3 protein-coding genes and 1 pseudogene are annotated in these 2342 nt (G+C 72.1%); all 4 read left to right on the plus strand.

Going from position 1 to position 2342, the window contains the following annotated elements; translation table 11 throughout:
* Positions 1-377 precede the first annotated feature (377 nt).
* Positions 378-500 (plus strand): annotated as a pseudogene (locus VF468_30655) (GrpB family protein).
* A 92-nt stretch (positions 501-592) separates the two neighbouring features.
* Positions 593-901 carry a GrpB family protein gene (locus VF468_30660; GenBank protein ID HEX5882648.1) on the plus strand — a complete coding sequence of 103 codons (309 nt, stop codon included), beginning with the start codon at positions 593-595 and terminating at the stop codon, positions 899-901.
* A 57-nt stretch (positions 902-958) separates the two neighbouring features.
* Positions 959-1882, plus strand: coding sequence for an ABC transporter ATP-binding protein (locus tag VF468_30665; GenBank protein HEX5882649.1), 924 nt, complete (start codon positions 959-961; stop codon positions 1880-1882).
* A gap of 1 nt (position 1883) precedes the next feature.
* Positions 1884-2342, plus strand: a 459-nt coding sequence (locus VF468_30670; GenBank protein HEX5882650.1) for an ABC transporter permease, incomplete at its 3' end; no start/stop codon positions are given.

Raw genomic sequence — 2342 nt, forward strand, 5'->3', positions numbered from 1 at the left:
TGTTCGGCGTCATCGAGCCCGACTCCGCGCTGAAGAACCTCGCGACGGCCCCGGAGTTCGTGTGGGAGCTGTCGCTCGGCATCTACCTGACGGTCAAGGGCTTCAAGGCCTCTGGAGTCCAGCGGCTCCAGGCCGATTCCCGAGTTGTGCCGACAGCCCACGCGGTCCCAACGCCTTAGCTGTGTCGTCGACCTGGAGGGCGGCCCCCGGTCGCCCCTCCAGGGCCGGCCTTGATCCAGGGCACCCAAGCGACAGCAACCATCCAGGACCGAATTGGAGGGATCGAGTTGAGTAACCGTCACCCCGAGGGAGCACCGATCGGCGACTACCGGCATGTGCTGGTCGAGGTCCATGGGGCCGACCCGGCCGCCCCCGAGGTGGCCAGGCGCTTGAGCGCCCTCATCGCCACCCGCTGGCCGACCACCCCGGCCGAGCACGTGGGCAGCTCGGCGGTGCCCGGTCTTCCCGGCAAGAACAGCATCGACCTGCTCCTGGCTGCCGAGCCGGCCCACATCCCGGCCATCACCCGGGCCCTGCTCGAGCTCGGCTTCCAGTTCCAGGTTCCGGCCGTGTTCCCAGCTATACCCGGCCCATGCTGTGGGGCACCTTCGGCCACCGGGCGACCGAGTACCGGGTCCACGTGCATGTGGTCCCAGCCGGTAGCCTCGAGGTCGCCGCCCTGCGGGGCTTCCGGGACGCACTGCGCGCCGACCGGCGCCTGTGCCGCCGCTACGCCGCCCTCAAGCGGGCCATCGTGGAACACGGCCCGGTTGACAGGGTGACCTTCACTACGGCCAAGCACGACTGGATCGTCGCCGCCCTGGCCCGGCTCGGCCTGATCGACCACCAGCCCCACCGGCTCTACCAAGAGCTGGGCAGCCCGGACCGCCTGGCGTCCTGACCCAACCCATACGACGGCAGTGATCAACCCCGCACGTATACCCAAGGAGCAACCTACATGATCGAGCTGCAAGGGCTGACCAAGCGGTACGGCCCAACGCTTGCCGTCGACGACCTGTCGTTTCGAGTGCAGGCGGGCAAGGTGACCGGGTTCCTGGGCCCCAACGGCGCCGGCAAGTCGACCTCGATGCGGATGGTCCTCGGCCTCGACCGGCCCACCGCCGGCCAGGCCCTGGTCGACGGCCGCCCCTACCGGGAGCTGCGCGCGCCCCTGCGGGTCGTCGGGGCGCTGCTGGACGCCGGCGCGGTCCATCCGCGCCGCAGCGCCCACGACCACCTGGGCGCCCTGGCCCGCAGCAACGGAATCCCCAGGTCCCGGGTGGAGGAGGTCCTCGGCCTGGTCGGCCTGGACACGGTCGCCGGACGGCGGGCAGGCGCGTACTCGCTGGGGATGCGCCAGCGGCTGGGGATCGCCGCCGCCCTGCTCGGCGACCCCGGCATCGTGCTCTTCGACGAGCCCGTCAACGGCCTGGACCCCGACGGCATCCGCTGGGTCCGCCAGCTCGTCAAGGACCTCGCCGCCGAGGGACGCACCGTGTTCATCTCCAGCCACCTGATGAGCGAGATGGAGGACACCGCCGACCACCTGGTGGTGATCGGCCGGGGCCGGCTGATCGTCGACGCGCCCATCGGCCAGGTCATCGCCTCAAGCTCCCACACGGTGGTGCGGGTCCGCACCCCCGCGGCCGCCCAACTGGGCCGCCTGCTGACGCCGACCGCCCAGACCGTCCGGCAGGAGTCCGACTCGGTGCTGACCGTCGTCGGCCTCACCACCGACGACGTCGGCGAGGTCGCCCACACCAGCGGCATCCGGCTGCACGAGCTCACCCTCCAGTCCGCCTCCCTGGAGGAGGCCTACATGGAGCTCAGCCAGCACCACCTCGACTACGGCACCAGCCAGCTCACACCCCAAGGAGCATGACGTGACCACCACAACGCTCACCGCCCGCCGCCCCCAGGCGGCCGGCACCGGCTGGCCGATGCAGCTGGCCCGCACCCTCGGCGCGGAATGGACCAAGCTCCGCTCGGTCCGCTCCACCTACGGCAGCCTGCTGGCGGCCGTCGTCGTCACCGTCGCCATCGCCGCCCTGGCCGCCTGGGCCATCACCACCGACGACCAGCCCAACCCGGCCCCGGCGACCCAGCTGGCCGCGGTCGGCGCCTCCCTTGGCCAGTTCGGGCTGGTCGCCCTGGCCGCCCTGGCCATCACCGGCGAGTTCGCCACCGGCAGCATCCGCACCACCCTGGCGGCCACGCCGGCGCGGTGGGCGGTGCTGACGGCCAAGGCGGCCGTCGTCGGCGCGGTCACCTTCCCGGCCGGCCTGGTCGCGACCGCGCTGGCCACCCTGACCGCGTCGACCATCCTGGGCATCGGCACCGAC

The sequence above is a fragment of the Actinomycetota bacterium genome (genome assembly GCA_036280995.1).
GTDB lineage: Bacteria > Actinomycetota > CALGFH01 > CALGFH01 > CALGFH01 > CALGFH01.